16 protein-coding genes are annotated in these 18,413 nt (G+C 44.0%); 12 read left to right on the plus strand and 4 right to left on the minus strand.

Features of this window, described 5'->3' with window-relative positions; genetic code table 11:
- Positions 1–347: 347 nt before the first annotated feature.
- The 4 genes from P5V12_RS02265 (at position 348) to P5V12_RS02280 (ending at position 2,273) form a co-directional block, all read left to right on the plus strand.
- A complete protein-coding gene (locus P5V12_RS02265; RefSeq protein WP_316955609.1) occupies positions 348–821 on the plus strand; it encodes a hypothetical protein in 474 nt (157 codons plus the stop codon).
- A gap of 53 nt (positions 822–874) precedes the next feature.
- Positions 875–1,273, plus strand: coding sequence for a hypothetical protein (locus P5V12_RS02270; RefSeq protein ID WP_316955610.1), 399 nt, complete (start codon positions 875–877; stop codon positions 1,271–1,273).
- A 62-nt stretch (positions 1,274–1,335) separates the two neighbouring features.
- Positions 1,336–1,794: a hypothetical protein gene (locus P5V12_RS02275; protein WP_316955611.1), complete on the plus strand. Its 459-nt coding sequence runs from the start codon at positions 1,336–1,338 to the stop codon at positions 1,792–1,794.
- 41 nt (positions 1,795–1,835) lie between these two features.
- Positions 1,836–2,273 (plus strand): hypothetical protein, encoded by a 438-nt coding sequence (locus P5V12_RS02280; RefSeq protein WP_316955612.1) that lies wholly within the window; start codon positions 1,836–1,838, stop codon positions 2,271–2,273.
- 85 nt (positions 2,274–2,358) lie between these two features.
- Here the strand turns inward: P5V12_RS02280 and P5V12_RS02285 are convergent, their stop codons facing one another.
- The 4 genes from P5V12_RS02285 to P5V12_RS02300 form a co-directional block, all read right to left on the minus strand.
- Positions 2,359–2,988 carry a DJ-1/PfpI family protein gene (locus P5V12_RS02285; protein ID WP_316955613.1) on the minus strand — a complete coding sequence of 210 codons (630 nt, stop codon included), beginning with the start codon at positions 2,986–2,988 and terminating at the stop codon, positions 2,359–2,361.
- Positions 2,989–3,017: 29 nt separating this feature from the next.
- Complete coding sequence (locus P5V12_RS02290) at positions 3,018–4,448, minus strand: family 14 glycosylhydrolase (RefSeq protein ID WP_316955614.1); 1,431 nt, start codon at positions 4,446–4,448, stop codon at positions 3,018–3,020.
- A gap of 45 nt (positions 4,449–4,493) precedes the next feature.
- On the minus strand, positions 4,494–6,062 hold the full coding sequence (locus P5V12_RS02295) for a hypothetical protein (RefSeq protein WP_316955615.1): 1,569 nt from the start codon (positions 6,060–6,062) through the stop codon (positions 4,494–4,496).
- Positions 6,063–6,497: 435 nt separating this feature from the next.
- On the minus strand, positions 6,498–8,027 hold the full coding sequence (locus P5V12_RS02300; RefSeq protein WP_316955616.1) for a response regulator: 1,530 nt from the start codon (positions 8,025–8,027) through the stop codon (positions 6,498–6,500).
- Positions 8,028–8,313: 286 nt separating this feature from the next.
- Here P5V12_RS02300 and P5V12_RS02305 point away from each other — a divergent pair, with 286 nt between their 5' ends.
- From P5V12_RS02305 to P5V12_RS02340, 8 genes are all read left to right on the plus strand, one after another.
- Positions 8,314–9,690 carry a magnesium transporter gene (locus tag P5V12_RS02305; RefSeq protein ID WP_316955617.1) on the plus strand — a complete coding sequence of 459 codons (1,377 nt, stop codon included), beginning with the start codon at positions 8,314–8,316 and terminating at the stop codon, positions 9,688–9,690.
- Positions 9,691–9,766: 76 nt separating this feature from the next.
- Positions 9,767–10,672 carry a 30S ribosomal protein S6--L-glutamate ligase gene (gene rimK, locus P5V12_RS02310; protein ID WP_316955618.1) on the plus strand — a complete coding sequence of 302 codons (906 nt, stop codon included), beginning with the start codon at positions 9,767–9,769 and terminating at the stop codon, positions 10,670–10,672.
- A gap of 5 nt (positions 10,673–10,677) precedes the next feature.
- A complete protein-coding gene (locus tag P5V12_RS02315) occupies positions 10,678–11,724 on the plus strand; it encodes a succinylglutamate desuccinylase/aspartoacylase family protein (protein WP_316955619.1) in 1,047 nt (348 codons plus the stop codon).
- 87 nt (positions 11,725–11,811) lie between these two features.
- Complete coding sequence (locus tag P5V12_RS02320; protein WP_316955620.1) at positions 11,812–12,249, plus strand: ATP-dependent zinc protease; 438 nt, start codon at positions 11,812–11,814, stop codon at positions 12,247–12,249.
- A gap of 293 nt (positions 12,250–12,542) precedes the next feature.
- Positions 12,543–13,988, plus strand: coding sequence for a RimK family protein (locus P5V12_RS02325; RefSeq protein WP_316955621.1), 1,446 nt, complete (start codon positions 12,543–12,545; stop codon positions 13,986–13,988).
- A 94-nt stretch (positions 13,989–14,082) separates the two neighbouring features.
- On the plus strand, positions 14,083–15,201 hold the full coding sequence (locus P5V12_RS02330; RefSeq protein ID WP_316955622.1) for a GNAT family N-acetyltransferase/peptidase C39 family protein: 1,119 nt from the start codon (positions 14,083–14,085) through the stop codon (positions 15,199–15,201).
- Between the two features lie 35 nt (positions 15,202–15,236).
- On the plus strand, positions 15,237–16,028 hold the full coding sequence (locus tag P5V12_RS02335) for an RMD1 family protein (RefSeq protein ID WP_316955623.1): 792 nt from the start codon (positions 15,237–15,239) through the stop codon (positions 16,026–16,028).
- A gap of 250 nt (positions 16,029–16,278) precedes the next feature.
- A complete protein-coding gene (locus P5V12_RS02340) occupies positions 16,279–18,135 on the plus strand; it encodes a hypothetical protein (protein ID WP_316955624.1) in 1,857 nt (618 codons plus the stop codon).
- Positions 18,136–18,413: the final 278 nt, after the last annotated feature.

Genomic DNA, 18,413 nt, shown 5'->3' on the forward strand with positions numbered 1-18,413 from the left:
CATGTTATTTTGTAAGATTTTCTTTAGTAAAATAACGAGAACAACAAATAATTAGTTTTGTATCCCCTGGGTATCGACCTGTTACGCTCGTCTGCTATTGTCGCAATACACGACCTCGCTCGTTGCGGGGGCCGACCATGTATCGGGTTGGTACTCAATGTTTGTGGCAGACAGTTGTCCACGCAGCGCTATAAATTGAGTAGGAATTAATTTTGAATTATGAATTGGTTGGCAGGAATAGGTGGGCGCGTCCGCCTATCAATTTGCTCCAGAGGTTCATTTCGAGGGGCAGCGTCAAGCACAGATCAGTAATGCATTGATAGAGAAGAGAATGTTCGGGAACAGGTATGAAGAAAGCAATTAAGTATTTAATGTTAACTTTGGGTGGTGGTGTACTTGTTATATTAGGGGTTCTAATCTTTCTTGCTTTTAGATCTGGGGCTGCTCTAAATAACCAAGACAAAGCAAATGCTGTGGCTCTGACTTTTATCAGCAGCCTTTATGCAAAGCCAAATAGTGCCCTGATAGAATTATTTCACGAAAAGGCCTTTGAAAAAATCACTCAGGAAGATATGGTTCTCGTTTTGGAGAAATACAAAAAAAGATATATCGGCGAACCAGAAATTGTTGGAGCTCAGCTAATTAAAGGTGGGACTGTAGAAGGCTATAATACAATTGATGAAATATTTTACTTTGGATATAAAGTAAAATACAGCAATGCTATTGTGGAGTTGCGTGCAGGTGTGGTAGTGCAAGACGGAGAGTATAGCATGACGTCTTTGAGAGTTATGACAGAAAAGTTTGTTGAAGATGGAACATAACAAATCAAGGCTGCTGAATACTTTGCTCCACAGTTTGAGATATTAAGGCTGCTATGAGATTACGCTTCAATTGGAACATTGATAGGCTTCCGACGAAAAGGGAGCGTATAGCTACTATAGTTCTTGGCCTGATTATATGTGCATTAACTGGTGCTATCTCATATTTTGGTATTGCTCTGTTTATAAAGGGTGAAAGTGGTTTTTGGCAGTTTTCCTTTTTTTATGTGCTTTTCTTGCTTGGATTATGGTCCCTGGTTAGAGCAATTTTTGGTAAGTCAACTAAGCCATCTTCTATAGCTATGATGGCAGTGGGATTATTCTGGCTGTCCATGGGTCTATTGATATTGTTTATTTCTTTAGAGGAGAGTGATGAGCTGTATATGGCAATTATGGGTATTGCCAGCGGGATTGCAATTTTTAAACAGGGGTATAGAAAAAGGGCAAAGCCTTAGTAAAGAAAATCACCACGTCGGTGTTTGAGTTGTTAAGCATCAATTTAAATTGAGATCCAAGAATGGAATTTATAGTTAATTTAGTATTTGCTCTTGGAGCAGTATATATCGTTTATAGCTATTACTTTTTTGCATTTAAAGGGAAAGTGCCTCAAAGCCCTGCAGCATTAGGCCGGGCATTTGCTGCACCTACGCTGATCTGGGCGCTTGTCTTATTTATAATTAGCTTCATTCAAAAGTGGGCGGTATCTCCGTTTTTTAGTTTCCTATCTGTTTATGAGGCTTTGAGCACAATTGCTGCCGTAATATTAAGCGTTGCTTCTGGTTGGGTCGCAAGCCGCACATCCGAAAATACACAAGCCATGAATCTTAAGATACTTTCTACAATCGGGCTTGTTCCATTCTCTATTGTTACGTGGGTGGGTTTTATGTCTGGTCCTACAATGGTGGTTTGGCTTCTTATCTTTGCTTATATCCCCATGCAATATATTGGATATCGCGCGTACAAAAAATACTCTTAGCATCTAAATGATAGGGCTTTTCATTGCGAGTTATTTAAATTATGAGAATTATTATTTTTCTAATTTTATTAGTTTCTGTTGAATCGGTTTCTTACGATATTGATACCGTCGAGGGTAAGCTCAGAAATGATGCGAAGAGATATGTTGAAGCGTTCGATGGTGATCCTGTGGCGCAAAATCTTATAAAAAAACTGGTGGAAGAGGGTAGGCTCGAGGTGATTGCTGCGATAAACCTCAACGAAATAGGGCTAGAGTATTTCGTCGCTAGACAAGTATTCGAGTCTCTAGAAGAAAAAAACTCCCTGGCGAAGGAAGCTAAAATTGACCTAGAGGCTGAAAATCGCTACCTGCATTTGGAAAGAGAAACGCTAATCAAGTTGTCAGAAGAGGCTAGATACATTTCTAATAAACTGAATAGTGTACTAGAGAAGGCTAACATGCAACGTAATTCTGATTCCGACAATAATTCATCTCCATAGATTGGCTGAACGCTTAACATAGGTTGTATTGTTCCGCCAATTCTTCCCTGAATTGACGCTTTTTGAAAGCATATTGAACGGCTAATTAAGTCTTATTAATTTTTCCTGCAACATCGACAATGGCTGACCAATACTGCTCTACATCCGCAAACGACCGACCGGTGACCAAATCTTTATCCACCACAACATGCTCTCCGGTGTCGATGTAATTCGCCCCGGCATTAATAATGTCTGCCATCACCACGGTATGACAAATCACATTACGATCTTTAAGCAACTGCGGATTGGGGGTCAAGATCCAAAGCGCATGGCACAGCGCACCTTTGACAATATTCGGGTTAGCCATGGCGTCGGCAAAGAACTGAACGGCAGGCGCGGTATTCACCAGAGCGGGAGATGCTACTGACCCCATAGGTGGAATTTCCCGTAAACGCACTGCAACGTAATTTGCTGCGCACAGTACAATATCGTAATCATTAGCATTGTGTTGTGTTACACAACGATCCACTTCTGTGGCATACATTTGTGTAATGGGTAAATCCGCCCGATCGCAATCATTAACAAAGGTTTTGCTGGGCTCGCCCCATAAGTAAGACATTACATGCAACTCGCCGCCTAAGGCTTCAACCTGTTGTTTGTAATACACCAGTTCATCGTAGATGTATTCGGTTTCCAATAATAGGGCGACTTTTTTTCCTGCGAGTGACTGGTTCATAGGTGTGCCTCGTACTGATTAATAGGTGTTTATTTCAGGCTTGGGTCGGCAATCAACTTTTGATAGCGATTAAAACCCAAATTATTGTTGTTGGATAAATCGGTAATACGTAATACGGTTAAGCCTTTGTATGCGCTCCAGCGGATTGCGTTATCAATATTGTTCCAACCACTATCATTGGTCACGCCGCCACTTAATGCATTTTCTCCCATAATTTCGATATTGCGCGCGCCTGCGCCGTTACCGACCCAAAACACCAGGTCTTGTGCCAGTGAATATTGTGGTGCAACGTTGTCGTTACTCATTTCCAGGCAGGTAAAATGCAGCACAATATTTCTTTGGGTGACTTGGATGACGTTATTTATCATGGCCATGATGTTGGCGTAACCATGCGCGCTATTGTCGGAATTGATATCGATATTGGTGGGAATAAGGCCCGCAGTCACTTCTGCCACGCGTGGTAAAGATGGTGAACCAATAAGCCAGTGTACTCCGGGAATTTTGATCCCGAGAGTAACGTTGCGGTACGCGTCGCTTAGTGCACTATTTGCCAGTTCCAGCATAAACTGACCGTGGTCGATCAAGGCTTGGTTGTACCAGGCGATTAAGTCCAGGCCATATTGGCTTGTTAAATAATCCTGTCGATTAAAAAAGCCGTCAGCGCCACCGTCGTCAGTGGGTGGTCGTATTTGTTGCCAATCGGTTAGCGCACTTCCCCAAGCTTGATTCACATTATCCAGCGTTGTGTATTTTTGTCGGGCGTATTGTTGAAAGTCCTCAATTGCATTGTTGCTGTAGGATTGTAAATAGCCGCGACCGGGATACACCCAGTTGTCATGCGCGTTATACGATGGGTAGCGTAGTTCACCTGCCGGGCCGGCGCTGATATTGATTTCGGTAATGTGTGATGCTTTATCGGCATAACGTTGAGAAAAGGCCTGGATAAATTCTAAATATTGCGATCGGGCTTTGCCGTCGGACCAAAGGGCAATAACTTCATCCGAGAAATTATTTTTTTCGCTTTTATATTTTAGGCCGTCGGGGTTGTTGGGTGAGAGTTTTTGCCAAATCCAGGGTGGAATAGGGATGTCGCATGTGTCGCCTACATTACCGCCACATTTATGGAAAGAAAGAATCGGAACCCACTTTAATCCCGCGTTGATAATTTCGGTACTGACTCTATCGTAATAGCCCCAGTCAAAGTTCTGATCGGCGGCACCTTCTACTTTGCCCCACCAGACGTCTGTGCTGACGGATGTGACACCGATATTTTTTGCCTGGGTTAATTGTGCTTTAAAGGCATCCCAGTCTGAGATTAACAGCTCGGACATAACCGCAGGACGCTCGAACGGTTTGGCTTGGGTGAAAAGTGATGCACTAAGTAAGAAGCAGCTAGCAAAGATGAAAAAGATGTTTAGCCACCGATAAGTATGAAGAGTATTCGGTCGATTACTGTTCATAGTTGTCCCCTTGTCTTGATGGCTAAACATCATTAAGCCGTGTAATTAATGAAGGTCTGTAAAGGTTACGTTCACTCGACTGTATTGTTTTATATTGTCGTATTTGAACATGGACTTTAACTGTCTCTTGCTTTGCACTCTTGCCTGATATAAGTAAGGGTGAATTTCTGTATTGGGTATGTCCTGTGCAAAAGCGTAATGCAATGCGACCGGTTGATCGTGAAGCTGTTGCGCGGTTAAGTACCCGATGAGTGCGTGTTCGAATGTATGGAACGCATTTTTCCAGGAATGTTGTTTGGGCATACTTAAATCGGGTTTGTTATCGTCGGCATTCACCATATGCCAAACGCCGCCATGCTCATGGTCAACCATGTAGGTAAACCAGTAATCGTAGGTGCGGGATAAGCGACGGGCAAATACGGGGTCGACTAAGGCTAAGGTGGCCGATGTTTGATCCAGCTCTGCCAGGCTCCACCATTCCTTGTTTTGATCTAGAACCCAGGTTTTACTGCCTTCCGATTTTGCTTTAAACCCTCTCGCCCAAGAGCCGGTTTTTTTAATATATGCACGGTCGATAATGGTATACATATGAGGACGGGCAAAATTAACCAGTCCCATATCGCCAGTGAGTATGCCCACGCGATAGGTCAACCAAAGGGTTTTTATTGAATGGCCAAAATCGGTATGGGGGTTTTCTTTGCCTTTATAGTCAACAATATTGCGTTGCTCCATGGAGGTGATGGCACCCCAATAGAGGCCGTAGGTTTCGCCGAAGAACTGGTTGCGCATTTGATGTGCGATCATGTTCAGGTCGTTCAGCCATTGTTGTTTTAGTTCTCCTTCCGGGAGAGCCATGGTTGTCCATAACATGTAGCCATAGATTTGATCCAACTGAGAAACCAGTTCTTTTTGTTTTGGTGAGTCACCATCCTGATTCGCTTCCCTTACCCAACGCAGCAGGTTCCAGCCTTCATCAAAATAAGTTGAGAAGATATGGTTTTTAATGGCCACTGCATGGTCTAAAAACCGTTGGTCGCGGGTCAGGTAATAGAGAAAGGCGATGCCGGAAACCGCATAAGCCATGTCCTGACTGGTGCGTTGTAAATTTTCCGGTTCTGCTTTGCCGCTGGTGAACCAACTTGCTGCGCCATAGTTGTCTACTGCATTGTTGATTATCCATTCGCCACCGGCTACGGCGTAATGCAGGTATTTTTCTTCGCCGGTTAAGTGGTACGCGATTCCGTAGGCAAATACCTGGCGGCTCTTGGCGCGAACATAATCCCGGTCAAGTTTTACAATACCAGGGTCGGCATTCTTTAATTCTGGGCAAGGTGCACTGGGTTGATATAGCGAACCGTCATTACATCGGTATGTTGGAAAATTTCCTAACGGCGTACCGAGTGCGGCTTCCTGATCCCAAAATTTTAGTAAATCATCTTTTAGATGAGTTATCCATCTTTCACCTTGGGGCAGGTTGTTTACTATTTTTTGAACATTAACAACTGGAAATTTATTTTCCGGATTTACGGGGACGGTATTGGCGAATAGTGCCGGTGAGAATGCGAGACAAAATAATGTAGATAAAAACGCCAGTTTGATTTTTGCTTTGTCCATGTTCAACTCCCATACGATATGGTTTTTTCGTTCTATTTTTGGTTGTTGTTTTTAATGCCATTAAAAATGTTTGTTTTTATTTTTTGTCAGTAAATAAATGATGTAGAGATTGTAGTTCAGGATTGTGTAATCGGTAGTTTGGATGGAATAAAAATCGAGAGTAGTTGATGGCTTAAGTATCGTCTTGATTAAGTTGTAAAAGCTCGATGTTTAATGGTTTTATGTGTGTTTATTTGAATAAATATTTATGGTGTCGTTATGTAAACTTGAATGACTATCTGATTCATAATTTGTCGGTTACGCAATTAGTTGTTTATAGCTCCACGATTTGTTTTTGTGCATGCAAAATACAATACATGAGAACGTATTAGATTTAATGAATATTGTTTGTTGAAATGTGTTTGATGTGCCAGGGATGATGGAGAAGGACTAAGTTTATTTATGTAGATGTTTGTGAATCATATTCAGTAGTTGGTTTTCATCAAAAGGTTTTTCCAAGTAGTCATTTACTCCGGCTTTTTCGCAGTATGCCCAGATATCGTTATAGGCATCCGCAGATGCAATAATAATCACCGGTTGTTGGTACTGAGCGTTTGAGCGAATCTGTTTACTGAGTGCCAATCCTCCGCATTCCGGCATGTGTAAATCGGAGACCACGATATCAAAAGTTTGTTGATCAAGTTTTGCCAATGCGTCTTTTGCATTAGCCGCGGTTTCGACGTTAAGCGGTGTTTCCTCCAGCATCATGCTAACCAGCTCGGTATTTACCGGTGTATCGTCGACCACCAGAACGGATGCATTTGGCCAATGCTGAATATCAATTTCTTCGGCGTGAGCATTTTTGTGTGTTTTTTCTGCGTCGCGTCTGAAGCGCGCGGGAATGTATAGGCTGAATACCGAACCTTCACCCAATGTTGATTTGACATTGAGCTTCAGCCCCATAATTTCGATTAATTCTTTGGTTATGGTTAACCCTAACCCCGTTGAGTGGGCGTCGTCGAGTCGATCCTGAAAATCCTTGGTAAAAAACGGTTGGAAGATGGCATCGATGTTTTCAATACCTCTACCGGTATCTTTAACAGAAACAATTAAATTGCTGTCATCTTCCGTCACTCTTACACATACCTGGCCAGCGTCGGTATATTTAATGGCATTGGATACCAGGTTGATCAGTATTTGAGAAAGACGTGATTGGTCTGTTTCAATAAATAAGGCCGTTTCCGTTGGCGATATCTCTGTTGTGAGTTGAATGTCCTTTTCGGTTGCGCGGAATTCAAATAGATTTTGGATGGACTTTATCACTTCGCCGAGGTTAAACGTTTCCGGACGAAGCGTAATGGCGTTTTGCTGAAGTTGGGCGGAGTCTAATATGTCCTTTATTAGCAGCATTAAATGTCGACCTGAATCCTGCACTGTATGCAGTTTGTGTTTCAGGTTGGGTTCGGTGAGTTGCTTTTGCACTTGTTCGACTATGCCCAGCATGGCATGAAGTGGTGCGCGTAACTCGTGGGACATGGCAGAGAAAAAACGCTCTTTGGATTTCACCGCCAGAGAGGCCTGAAATTCTGCATTTTTCAATGGTGTAACATCGGCGTGAGTTCCGGTGAAACGAACCGGGTTGCCGTTTTCATCGTGCTCGACCACTCTTCCCCGGTCAAGAATGTATACCCAATGTCCGTCTGCGTGTCTCATCCTGTGCAGGTTTTCGTAAAAGTCGGTTTCTCCCGTAAGGTGTGCCTGAATATCCTGAAAGCATTTTTCCATATCGTCTGGATGGACTCTCGATGACCAGTCGTCTAGGGTCATGGTCAGGTCGTCCACGGTGACGCCGAGCATGGTGGCCCAGTTCTGATCAAACAACACTTCGTTAGTTTGCGGGTTCCAGTCCCACATGCCCAGTCGAGTACTATCCAGAACCAGTTTTAAGCGCTCCTGGGAATATGTTTGATCTAGGGTATTTGGCATGGGAGGGGATACAGCTTTTCTGGTCTGGATGTGACGTCTAGAGAAAAGTGTGGTTCAACAAATGCCATTTGTAAATTTTTGACACATAAATAAACTGATTGGAATTAATATAACCGTAACGATCAAGCCGTTAATAGGTAAGTTATCCCGTTTGCTTTGGCATCTATTTCACTGAAATAACTTTGCCTACTATAAGGAACGCTTAAATATGCATATCATTTGCCTAGACTTTATCGTATACAGCGTATCGCGCCATGCGTGTTAACCGGGTTTAGTGAGCACATATATGTCTTTTGAAGATTTCAGTGAATTAGTCGCCAAGATTACTGATACCGTAGAGGACTTCGACAAGTACTCTGACGAGGTTTTTGGGCCGCCGGCATTTGTTTATTTGATTGACGAAGCCATTAATCTTCTTGCTCCAGAACAGTTAGCGTTGTTATTGGAATCCATGCCTTCACTGCCACGGAAATTTGTTTTCCAGCAGTTATCGGTGGAGTTGCAGAACCCTATCTTTTTGGCGATGCAGGAAGAGTCCAGGCGTTCCTTGATTACGCAACTGGATATGGCGGAGATCGAAGGCTTATTAAACACCTTTGATGCTGAAGCCTTACTTGAGTTGGCAGAGGAGTTGCCAGATCATTTTTTAAACGAAGCCTACAAGAAACTGGACTCTGTCGAGCGAGAGCGATTTGAGCGGGCGTCAAAGTACTCGGCGGAAATGGCTGGGCATTGGGTTAACTTTGAGTTTCCTATTGTTTATCACAACCTCAAAGTCATGAGTGCGGTTAAGTTACTGAAACGCTCAAGGTATGCCTATGTTGAGAGCATTTATTTGTCTGACCGACAGAATCGTTTAATCGGGGAAGTGGCAATTGCGGATTTACTCTCTGCCGAACCCAATATGAAACTCGCGGACATCGCAACAGAAGTTGAAAATGTGATTCATGCTGAAGACGACATGGATCAGGTTGCGGATGAAGTGATTCAATCTAATCGAATGGTATTGCCGGTGGTGGAGAGTGACGGAAGTATTCTCGGGCGTATGTTATTAACCACGGCGTTTGAGCACCGTGAAGAAATGGCCGAGCAACAGATTTCTGTTGCCGGTGGTCTGGCGGAAGACGAAGACTTGTTCGCCCCGGTTTGGCGCAGTAGTAAAAACCGCGCACTGTGGCTGGGGATCAATCTGTTGACCGCGTTCCTGGCATCGTGGTGTATCGGCCTGTTTGAGGCGACGTTGCAACAGGTGGTGGCTCTGGCGATCTTAATGCCCATTGTGGCTTCAATGGGAGGCATTTCCGGCAGTCAGACCCTGACAGTGATTGTTCGTGCTTTGGCGCTGGGTAAGATAACTGACGGTAACCGAAGAATGGTGTTGCATAAGGAGTTGCGTGTCGGCATTGTAAATGGTGTGTTATGGGCACTAATAATTGGCATTAGTGTCAATCTCTGGTTTGCGGATATGATGCTTGGCTTTACTATTGCGCTCGCGATTTTGGTCAATATTGTCATCGCCGTTGTTTCGGGGGTTTTGATTCCCTCGTTATTGGATAAATTTGAAATTGACCCGGCGTTATCTGGATCCGTGGTACTGACTACTGTGACAGACATTGTCGGGTTTGTTGTGTTTTTAGGTGCAGGAGCCATCATTCTTACCTAGGTGTCTACACTATAGGAATGACCCTTGTTGAGAGCGCATACGCACTAAATGTATTCCCTGATTTTTGGAAGTAAAAATGAAGATTGCGATTTTATCGAGAAACGAGAACTTGTATTCCACACGCCGATTAAAAGAAGCGGGGGAGGCGCGGGGACACGAGGTGGATGTCATTGATACGCTGCATTGCTATATGGATATCACGCGCAGTCGTCCGTCTGTGCGATACAAAGGCTTGCAGCTCCCGCATTACGATGCGGTTATTCCACGCATCGGTGCATCCATTACTTTTTATGGTACAGCGGTGGTTCGGCAGTTTGAAATGATGGGCACGTTTTGCGTAAATGAATCCGTGGCCATTAGTCGTTCTCGGGATAAGCTCCGGTCGTTGCAATTGTTGTCTCGTAAAGATATTGGTTTGCCGAGAACGGGCTTTGCGAATAAGCCGGATAATATTAAAGACTTGATAAAAAATGTGGGCGGCGCACCGGTTGTGATAAAGCTGCTGGAGGGTACTCAGGGTATTGGTGTGGTGTTGGCGGAAACCAATAAAGCCGCTGAAAGTATCGTTGAGGCCTTCATGGGCTTAAAAGCCAACATTCTTGTGCAGGAATACATTAAAGAAGCCGGCGGGGCAGACATCCGTTGCCTGGTTGTTGGTAATAAAGTGGTGGCGGCAATGAAACGTCAGGCCGCAGAAGGGGAGTTTCGTTCTAATTTACACCGCGGTGGTAGTGCTACTTTAACCAAACTGACGAAAGATGAGCGTGCTACAGCAGTTAATGCGGCAAAAGTGATGGGGCTCAATGTGTGTGGTGTGGATCTTTTGCGTTCAAGTAATGGGCCAGTGGTGATGGAAGTGAACTCGTCCCCAGGGCTTGAGGGAATTGAGACCGCGACCCACAAAGATGTTGCGGGCATGATATACGGTTTTATTGAACAGTTTGCCAAGCCCAATCAAACCCGTACACGAGGTAAAGGCTGACCTGAATGACAAACCTTGAAATCGGTGGTGTGACGATTGGGCCGGGAAGAACGGTCCAAATAGAAATGCCGGTAGTTCGGCTTTATACAGATACGGATATTTCCATGCCGGTGCATGTAATTCGCGGCAAAAAGGAAGGTCCAACGGTATTTGTTTCTGCTGCCGTTCATGGTGATGAACTCAATGGTATCGAGATTCTTCGACGGATCATTAGTCAGAAGCGAATGCGTATTACGCATGGCAGCCTGATTTTAGTGCCTATGGTCAATGTGTATGGTGTGCTTAGTCAGAGCCGCTATATGCCAGACCGGCGTGATTTGAATCGTTGTTTCCCTGGTTCGCCCAAAGGTTCCCTGGCCGGAATTGTTGCTCACAAGTTCTTGTCGGAAATTGTGCAGCACTGCCAATATGGAATTGATTTACACACTGGTGCGATCCATCGTTCCAACTTACCGCAAGTTCGGGCGGACTTATCTGATCAGGAAACATTGGAACTGGCAGAAGCATTTGGTGTGCCTGTGTTACTGAACGCAAGTGTCCGCGATGGCTCGTTGCGTGAGGCCGCAGTGGAGTTGGGAACCAAGGTACTTATGTATGAGGGAGGGCAGGCGCTTCGTTTCGATGAGTTATCTATTCGCGCCGGAGTTCGCGGTATCCAAAATGTGTTGACTCACTTGGGAATGCTGACCAAGCGTTCCCGATCGACAAGCCGAAAATCCCCGGTTAAACCGTTTATTGCCAACACCAGTAGTTGGACTCGTGCAAGTGCCAGCGGTATTGTGAATGATTTAAAAGGTTTGGGAGATCAGGTACAGCAAGGAGATTTGTTAGCCAGGATTGGTAATCCTTTCGGTGAAGTATTTGACAGTGTCAGTGCCAATCGCACCGGCATTATTATTGGTAAACAAAATATTCCTCTGGTACAAAAAGGCGACGCCATGTTCCACATTGCGTATTTTACCGAGGCGGAACAAGAGATCGTCGACAATATCGAAACCATGCAAGATATTTTACTGCCGGAGAAGCTTGACCCCTTTGACGGCTCGCGATAGTTGAACAAGTGAGTTTTGCCTTTGATGCATAGCTCAATCATTTGCTAAATGCATGAACAATTAATGACAGATAGAGAATGGTGAACGATGACGGAAAAACTGACTGTTGGTTGTTTGGAAATGTGCAGCCTTCCTGATATTGGTATTCACAACCTGGAAGTCCGGGTAGATACCGGGGCGAAAACATCGTCCTTACATGTCGACCACGTTAAAAAATATTCCAAAAAAGGAAAACCCTGGATTCGGTTTGATATCCATCCCGATGCGTATAACGTAGAGGATGTGATTAAGTGTGAGTCGGCGTTATTTGATGTGCGTAGTGTGAAATCCTCCAATGGGGTTTCGGAAGAGCGCTATGTGATAAAAACGTTATTGCAGTTGGGGGATAAATCCTGGCCAATCGAAATTACGTTAACCGACCGCTCGGATATGAGCTACTTGATGTTGCTTGGGCGTCAGGGAATGGCGGGCAAAGTGTTGGTTGACCCTTCGCAAACTTTTCTACTGACTTCTTCGGATAGTTAAACCCCCTCTTTGGTTAAAGCCGCTTGCGTCTAGTTTACGTAAGTGGCTTTGCCTGATTTGTTCGTGTTGTTCCTTCCTGATTTTGTGACGCCGTTCGTCCTGTTTTAAATGCCTTGTTTTCCTTCCATCGCTCTTTTTACCCCAAGGGGGTTTAATAAAAAAATTGGGCAAAAAAATACTTGCTGGCTATTCTGAAAAGGTGTAAATAGCAAAACCATACTTACCCTTTTTTTTGGGGAGCCCAAACCGTCAGTTCCTGATGTGCCCAAGCATCACCCCTTAAGGACTGATCTATGCTGACCACCTTGTATGTTGTTGACGATGAAGAGTCGTCGTTGTTACAACCATTAAGCGCAATAAGCTTCGAAGCTTACCTACGGGACTACCCAAAGCTCAACGAACCTAAATCCCGTGTGATTAATTTGTGCAACACCACGCGTTACTTAAGTAATGGCTATTATTGTTCTCTGTTAGCTGAGGCGAGACGTCATGACGTATTGCCAAGCGTGAAAGTGATTAACGCCTTACGTACCGACGGTGTGAGCCAGTGGTTCAATGATGCTTGCCTGGACAAGGAACTGCGGGACGAAGATTTTAACCAGCAGCATGTTTTGTGTTTAGGGGAAGTGATTGAACCTCGTTGCCGAAAACTGGCGAGCAGGGTCTTCCAGGATTTTCCTTCTCCGTTACTCACCATGAGTTTGATCCGAGAAGAAAAGGGTTTTCGGGTGCATGTGCAACAGTGCAATTTGACGGAGCTAACCCAAGAGCAGCAAGCGTTTTGCCTAAATGTATTACAGGAGCATTCCCGAAAAGGCTGGCGTAAACGCACCTCCGAAAAAAAATACCGTTGGGATATCGCGTTGCTTACCGATGCGAACGAAAAAGTCCCGCCGAGTAACAAGGGAGCGATTTCGCGTTTTGTTAAAGCTGGTGCAAAGTTAGGTTTACGTGTCCACACCGTTTCGGCTTCAGACTTACCTTATTTAAATCAGTATGATGGGTTGTTTATTCGCGAAACCACCTTTATTGACCATCACACTTATCGGTTAGCACGTAAAGCAGAAGAGCAGGAACTGGTGGTGATTGACGATCCGGATTCTATTTTGCGCTGCTGTAATAAAGTTTTTTTACATGACGCGTTTAATTATCAAAAGGTGCCTAGTTTACGTACTCAATTTGTGAACAATGCCAGTGTTGCCTCTTTGGATGCATTGGAATCCAGCTTTGGTTATCCCCTGATTTTGAAAATGCCAGAAGGGTCTTTTTCCAAGGGGGTATTTAAAGTCAACTCGCGGGAGCAGTTGATCGAGGTAATGGAAAAATTACTGAATGATTCGGCGTTGGTACTTGCACAGGAATATGTCTTCACCGATTACGACTGGCGTATTGGTGTATTGAACGGTCGAGCTTTGTATGCCTGCCGTTATTATATGGCGCGAAACCATTGGCAAATATATAACCACGGTTCAAAACGACACTTCTCCGGTGGCTTTGATGCGCTGCCGACTTTTGAAGTACCGTCACAGGTTCTATCGGTTGCCTTAAAAGCGGCAGCGGTGGTGGGCAATGGCTTGTATGGTATTGATATTAAAGAGGTCGACGGTAAGGCATACGTATTGGAAGTCAACGATAACCCGAGTATTGATCACGGCGTTGAAGATAAATACTTGGGTGAAGAGTTGTACATGCAAATTATGTCGGAGTTTTTACGACGTCTTGAATCGAGAGGGCGCTAGAGTGCGCCAACATATTTCCGAGTGGCGCTTTCGGTGTTCATCATTATGTGCTTCTTTGCTTCTGTTCCTTGTAAGCATTGCTCAGGGGTAAACGATGGATAACATTTCTATTCGAGAAGCCGGTTTAGACGATTTAAGCGCACTCGCTCAGTTAGAGCAAGAGTGCTTTCAAAGCGATCATTTAAGTAAGCGCAGTTTTCGACGTCATATTCTTGCTGCACATAGCGACCTGCTCGTGGCAGAAAAAAAGTGCGATGCAGGTAGTCTGCAAATTCTTGGTTATGGTTTAAGCCTGCGTCAAAAAGGAACACGTTTGGCGCGTTTATATTCCCTGGCGGTCCATCCCGATGCTCGTGGTTCGGGCATAGCAAAAAATTTACTCAATTCGCTAGAGAAAACTGTTGTGCAAAATGGACGGTTATATATGCGCCTTGAGGTGGCAAAAAATAACCGGGCAGCCATTCGTCTATATGAGCTTTGTGGTTATCGTATTTTTGGTGAGTACTCGGATTACTACGAAGACCACAGCGATGCGTTGCGAATGCAAAAAACCATTCGCAAAGTTGAACCCTCTTACTTCAATCGTTTTACTCCCTGGTATCAACAAACCACCGAGTTTACCTGTGGCCCGGCGGCGTTAATGATGGCGATGACCAGTTTGAATGAAAGCCTTCGTTGTGAACAGGAGTTGGAGCTGGATATCTGGCGGGAAGCGACAACGATTTTTATGACTTCCGGTCACGGTGGTTGTCATCCATTGGGATTGGCCTTGGCTGCCGCTAGACGATCATTTGATAGCTGTGTTTGGCTAAACACCGATCAGCCTTTATTTATTGATGGTGTGCGTGCCGAGAATAAGAAAAAAGTCATGACGGTTGTGCATAATCAATTTGTTGAGCAATGTGCGCTGAATGATATTGCCATTGCGTATCAGGATGTGACGCAGTATCAAGTGGAATCCTGGTTGAGCCAGGGATATGCGGTATTAATGTTAATCAGCACGTTCCGTTTGGACGGAAAAAAAGCGCCTCACTGGGTGGTTATTACCGGGATGGATGCCATGTGTTTATATGTTCATGATCCGGATCTTGATGAAAAGCGTCAACTCGCTTTGGATGCGCAACATATTCCAATTGCCCGAGAAGATTTTGATCGTATGTCCACTTTTGGTAGCAGTCGATTACGCACAGCCGTGGCCATCAAAGCCCGGTAAATGTTTGTTCGTTCTCTTTTATATCGAGATTTGTCATGGTTGAAATAAATAAAAACTTGAAACGCATTACCATTGCTTTGCTTGGCAAACAGTTAAATCTTGATATGTGCGAGCAACATTTGGTGTTAGGTATGGGGGCTGTTCGTTACCGGGATGCCTACTATATTAAAAAACCGGTGGGTGAAATCTGGTTGTTTGAATACGGTGTGTTAGTTGGTTGGGACCTGGAAGAGCACGACCGTCAGCAATTTTGTTACGAAATTAATGCAATAATTGAAGGTGCGGAATCTCGTCCGGTTCTGGAACAGTATGCTTATTCAATCGACATTACCCGACCGTTCAATATCCATCATGATTCTCTGGACATCCCCAACGACGAACCATTAACCCGCTTGGGACTGAGTCATGCTTTTGCCCAGTCTGCTAAATTAGGTTTTTTTGAAGAAAAGGCTCTGCAGTTAATTCAGGAAAATGCCTATATTTCCAAACAATTAGCTGAAACCGGTAAGGTTTCTCTAAATCGACGTGACTTAGCAAAACTGCGGGGGGTGTTATTTGATACCAGTAGTGATATTACTTTGCACTTTAATTTGTTGGATACGCCGGAATTCTTTTGGGATTACCCTGAACTGGAAGCCGATTATCTCAGAATGGCGAAGTATCTGGATTTAATGCCAAGAATAGAAATTATGAATAAAAAGCTGGAAACAATCCAGCGATTGCTGGACATGCTGGCTGAGCAGCAGTATCACAAACATTCTGCCTTTCTTGAGTGGATTATTATTATCTTAATTGCCGTAGACATCGTAATCTACTTTTTTGACTAAATTTCATTTTCGTGAATTTAGGCGAAACGAAATCACATATTTAATCTCCGGTTAATATGTGGCAGGGGATTATTACTGTGCCATTTCATTAATTAGAAGCATTTTCTTGTTAACCTTGGCTGCATGTTGGCCAAGGCTGTCTACACTTGTCTATCACATCTCTACGTTTTATTAAAAATAAATTAAACAAATATTTACAATTTGATAAAACGTTTGTTTTCTGTTTTTCACTAACAAAGGATTTGCAACAATGAAAAAAGAAATAGTCAAAATATTATTCTTTTCGGTTTTTTTTCTATTAGCGTGTCACGTTACTGCCGCGACGCTCCCAAGCGGTGGGTCGGTGAGTGGATATCTGACTGCCGGTTCAACGGATTTACATAGCTTTAGTGGTAACAGTGGTGAAACAATCACATTGATTATGGATGAAACCGTTTCCAGCTACGGGCAAATAGTGCTGTATAAACCGGATGGTTCTTATTGGACTTATGGCAATAACGCACTTCATGTCACCTTACCAGGTACAGGTACCTATTCTGTCGTGGTTAAGTTTTCCAGCACAGCACAGTATGGCAATTATCAACTGCATTACCAAAGAGGCGGTGACAGTGTCGAAAATGGAAGCCTAGCCAGCGGATCGGTCCATACCGGGCACCTGGATACATGGGATATGGATAGTTACACTTTTTCTGCTGCTGCGGGAGAAACTGCGACGTTAATTCTGGATGAAGCCGTATCCAGTTATGGGCAGATGTATGTCTATCGGCCCGATGGTTCGTATTGGACTTATGGCAATAATGCGTTGCATATTACGTTACCTGTCACGGGTATTTATACCGTTGTGGTTCGTTATTCTGCACTTGCTCAAAATGGTGACTACTCCCTGCATTATGTGTTGGGCGGGGATGTGGTAGAAAATGGAGAGTTATTGAGTGCGCATAGTTATTCCGACTCTTTAACGAGTTACGATATGGACAGCTATCGTTTTGATGGAGTGACCGGCGAAACAATTACGCTTACCCTGGATGAAAATGTTTCCAGTTATGGGCAGATATATTTATATAAACCAGATGGCTCCTATTGGACTTACGGTAATAATGCCCTACACGTTACCTTGCCTGAAACTGGCACATATACTTTGGTAGTCAGGTTTTCTGCGTTGACTCAAAACGGTGATTATTTGTTGCGTTTTTATCGTGGCGGACAGGCAGTGGAAAAAGGCTCCTTGATAAGTGGTACAAATCATTCTGCTACGTTGGCCATTTATGATTTTGATAGTTATACGTTTTCCGGTAATGCGGGAGAAACCATTACTTTATTAATGGACGAAACTGTTTCCAGTTATGGGCAGATTTTTTTATACAAACCCGATGGTTCTTATTGGACGTATGGCAATAATGCTCTTCATGTGACCTTACCCGAGACTGGTATTTATTCGGTTGTGGTTCGCTATTCGGCATTGACGCAAAATGGTGATTACACACTTCGCTATATGCGTGGTGGTGACAGCGTTGATTCGGGTTCGTTAACCAGTGGTGCAACCCATACTGGGAGCTTATCTACCTATGATTTGGATAGCTATACGTTTAGTGGTAATGCGGGAGAAACCATTACTTTAATTATGAATGAATCTGTTTCCAGTTATGGGCAGATTTTTTTGTATAAGCCGGATGGTTCTTATTGGACATATGGTAATAATGCCGTTCACGTTACTTTGCCTGTCTCTGGAAGTTACACGGTTGCGATTCGCTTTAGTTCGTTAGTGCAATATGGTAATTACGAGTTGCATTATGTTCGTGGTGGCGATGCTGTTGAAAAAGGCAGTATCAGTAGTGGGCAGACGCGCAGTGCTACGTTAGATACGTATGATATGGATAGTTATACTTTTTCTGGTATTGGTGGTTTCACTGCCTCACTTTCTATGAGTGAATCGGTTTCCAGTTATGGGCAGATTTTTTTGTATAAGCCGGATGGTTCTTATTGGACATATGGCAATAATAGTAAGCTTGTTACTTTGCCTGTGAGTGGTACTTACACGGTTGTGGTTCGATTTTCTTCTTTGGCGCAGCAGGGGCCGTATTCTTTGAGTTTGGGATTGACGCCATAAGAAGTGTTGGTCGATATAAACCTGGTGTTGTGAGCGCACCGAAAATTTGGTGATGTTTATGGCATCAGGTTTACTGACGTTTTTTGAAAAACGTCTTTTTGTATCCAACCCGTTACTATTCTCGCGACACGCCGTGGATACGTCCATGTAGGCTCGTCGCCAGCTTCCCTGCTGTCGACGGTCGCATTCATAGTACCGGGTTTGCTATGAGCTTGTGTGCGATCTGGATTTTTATAGACCTCGTTTTTTGTTCGATAACCTTTTCTGCCGTGGCAAAA

It is taken from the genome of Teredinibacter sp. KSP-S5-2, assembly GCF_032773895.1.
GTDB lineage: Bacteria > Pseudomonadota > Gammaproteobacteria > Pseudomonadales > Cellvibrionaceae.

What these genes read in the sequence shown, in the direction of transcription:
- P5V12_RS02265 (WP_316955609.1), top strand. Translation starts at nt 348, where the DNA reads ATGAAGAAAGCAATTAAGTATTTAATGTTAACTTTGGGTGGTGGTGTA.
- P5V12_RS02270 (WP_316955610.1), top strand. Translation starts at nt 875, where the DNA reads ATGAGATTACGCTTCAATTGGAACATTGATAGGCTTCCGACGAAAAGG.
- P5V12_RS02275 (WP_316955611.1), top strand. Translation starts at nt 1,336, where the DNA reads ATGGAATTTATAGTTAATTTAGTATTTGCTCTTGGAGCAGTATATATC.
- P5V12_RS02280 (WP_316955612.1), top strand. Translation starts at nt 1,836, where the DNA reads ATGAGAATTATTATTTTTCTAATTTTATTAGTTTCTGTTGAATCGGTT.
- P5V12_RS02285 (WP_316955613.1), bottom strand. Translation starts at nt 2,988, where the DNA reads ATGAACCAGTCACTCGCAGGAAAAAAAGTCGCCCTATTATTGGAAACC.
- P5V12_RS02290 (WP_316955614.1), bottom strand. Translation starts at nt 4,448, where the DNA reads ATGAACAGTAATCGACCGAATACTCTTCATACTTATCGGTGGCTAAAC.
- P5V12_RS02295 (WP_316955615.1), bottom strand. Translation starts at nt 6,062, where the DNA reads ATGGACAAAGCAAAAATCAAACTGGCGTTTTTATCTACATTATTTTGT.
- P5V12_RS02300 (WP_316955616.1), bottom strand. Translation starts at nt 8,027, where the DNA reads ATGCCAAATACCCTAGATCAAACATATTCCCAGGAGCGCTTAAAACTG.
- P5V12_RS02305 (WP_316955617.1), top strand. Translation starts at nt 8,314, where the DNA reads ATGTCTTTTGAAGATTTCAGTGAATTAGTCGCCAAGATTACTGATACC.
- rimK (WP_316955618.1), top strand. Translation starts at nt 9,767, where the DNA reads ATGAAGATTGCGATTTTATCGAGAAACGAGAACTTGTATTCCACACGC.
- P5V12_RS02315 (WP_316955619.1), top strand. Translation starts at nt 10,678, where the DNA reads ATGACAAACCTTGAAATCGGTGGTGTGACGATTGGGCCGGGAAGAACG.
- P5V12_RS02320 (WP_316955620.1), top strand. Translation starts at nt 11,812, where the DNA reads ATGACGGAAAAACTGACTGTTGGTTGTTTGGAAATGTGCAGCCTTCCT.
- P5V12_RS02325 (WP_316955621.1), top strand. Translation starts at nt 12,543, where the DNA reads ATGCTGACCACCTTGTATGTTGTTGACGATGAAGAGTCGTCGTTGTTA.
- P5V12_RS02330 (WP_316955622.1), top strand. Translation starts at nt 14,083, where the DNA reads ATGGATAACATTTCTATTCGAGAAGCCGGTTTAGACGATTTAAGCGCA.
- P5V12_RS02335 (WP_316955623.1), top strand. Translation starts at nt 15,237, where the DNA reads ATGGTTGAAATAAATAAAAACTTGAAACGCATTACCATTGCTTTGCTT.
- P5V12_RS02340 (WP_316955624.1), top strand. Translation starts at nt 16,279, where the DNA reads ATGAAAAAAGAAATAGTCAAAATATTATTCTTTTCGGTTTTTTTTCTA.